This window comes from Polynucleobacter sp. UK-Gri1-W3, from assembly GCF_018881595.1.
Lineage (GTDB): Bacteria > Pseudomonadota > Gammaproteobacteria > Burkholderiales > Burkholderiaceae > Polynucleobacter.
In genome coordinates this window covers 1-1,393 of sequence record NZ_JACVQA010000013.1, presented here as the reverse complement: position 1 = coordinate 1,393, position 1,393 = coordinate 1, and the positions used below count along the sequence as shown (strand labels likewise).

Annotated in this window: 1 protein-coding gene; it reads left to right on the top strand. The window is 46.2% G+C overall.

The annotated features are described in order from the left end of the window. A protein-coding gene (locus ICN36_RS11310) for an IS3 family transposase (protein ID WP_216228460.1) occupies positions 1–1,349 on the top strand; the annotation gives its coding sequence in 2 pieces (ribosomal slippage) (positions 1–457 and positions 457–1,349; 1,350 coding nt annotated over the 2 pieces). This gene is flagged as partial in the annotation. Positions 1,350–1,393: the final 44 nt, after the last annotated feature.

Genomic DNA, 1,393 nt, shown 5'->3' with positions numbered 1-1,393 from the left:
TACAGTAAGCAGTTCAAACTAAAGGTAGTTAAGGAGTTTTTAAAGTCTGGTGGCCTCAAGCGGGTTGCCCATCTATTTAAGATTAGTCATGCTCAGGTCCGTAATTGGGTTTTAGCCCATCGGCTCCATGGCATTGCTGGGCTTAACCCAAAGCCTGTGCGCCATACTGCGTCGTTCAAAATGCAAGTCCTGCAATACATCGACTTGTACCAAGTCTCCCTTCATTACGCAGCTGCCCACTTCAATATCCCTTCTCCAAGCACGGTTTGGATGTGGCAAAAACTCTACAATGAAGGTGGTATTGCAGCCTTGCAATCCAAACCCAAGGGACGACCGCCCATGCCAAAACAAAGTGAGATTGCAGCGCTACTAGCTCGGCCATCTTCTGAGCTGACACATGACGAGTTACTGCGCAAAGCGCAGTATTTAGAAGTGGAGAACGCTTATCTAAAAAAGTTAGAGGCCTTAGCCCAGCAAAAGCACTTGGCAAGCAAGAACAAGTCCAAGTGATTACGGGGTTAAGGCGGAGTTATCCACTACAAGTGATCTTGACAGTAGTTGGAATACCTAGGAGTGTGTATTACTACTGGGTTAATGCCAGCTTTAAACCAGATCCTTATCTCGACACCAAGATGCAGATCAAGACCATCTTCCATGCCCACCAAGGTCGCTATGGCTATCGCCGGGTGCAGACAGCGCTTAGCTCCCAGAGCCATTACCTTAATCACAAGACCGTACAAAAACTGATGGCTCAGCTGGGGATCAAGTCGACTGTCAGACCTAAACGCTATCAGTCTTACAGGGGAGCCCTTGGTAAGGTGGCCCCCAATTTACTAGAGCGTAACTTTGGAGCAAGTAGGCCTAATCAGAAGTGGGTCACTGATGTCACGGAGTTCAATATAAAGGGTGAGAAGGTCTACCTCTCACCAATCTTAGATCTGTATAACCAAGAGATCATCTCTTATACGATCACAGATCGTCCTCAGATCAGCATGGTGATGCAGATGCTCCAAAGCGCATTTAAACAACTGGGACCAAAAGACAAACCTATGTTGCACTCAGACCAGGGCTGGCAATATCAGATGGGGTTTTATCAGGAGGCTTTAAAAGAACAAGGCCTTACCCAAGGCATGTCCAGAAAAGGCAATTGCTTAGATAATGCCGTCATGGAAAACTGGTTTGGGATCATGAAAAGCGAGTTCTTCTACCAAGAGAAGTTTGAGACGATCGAATCATTTAAGCAGGGGCTACATGAATATATCCACTACTACAACCATGATCGAATCAAACAAAAACTAAAGGGATTAAGTCCGGTGCAATACCGAACTCAATCCCTTCTGGTAACCTGACTAAACTGTCCAACTTTTGGGGGTCAGTTCACGCAGGTGGTTTT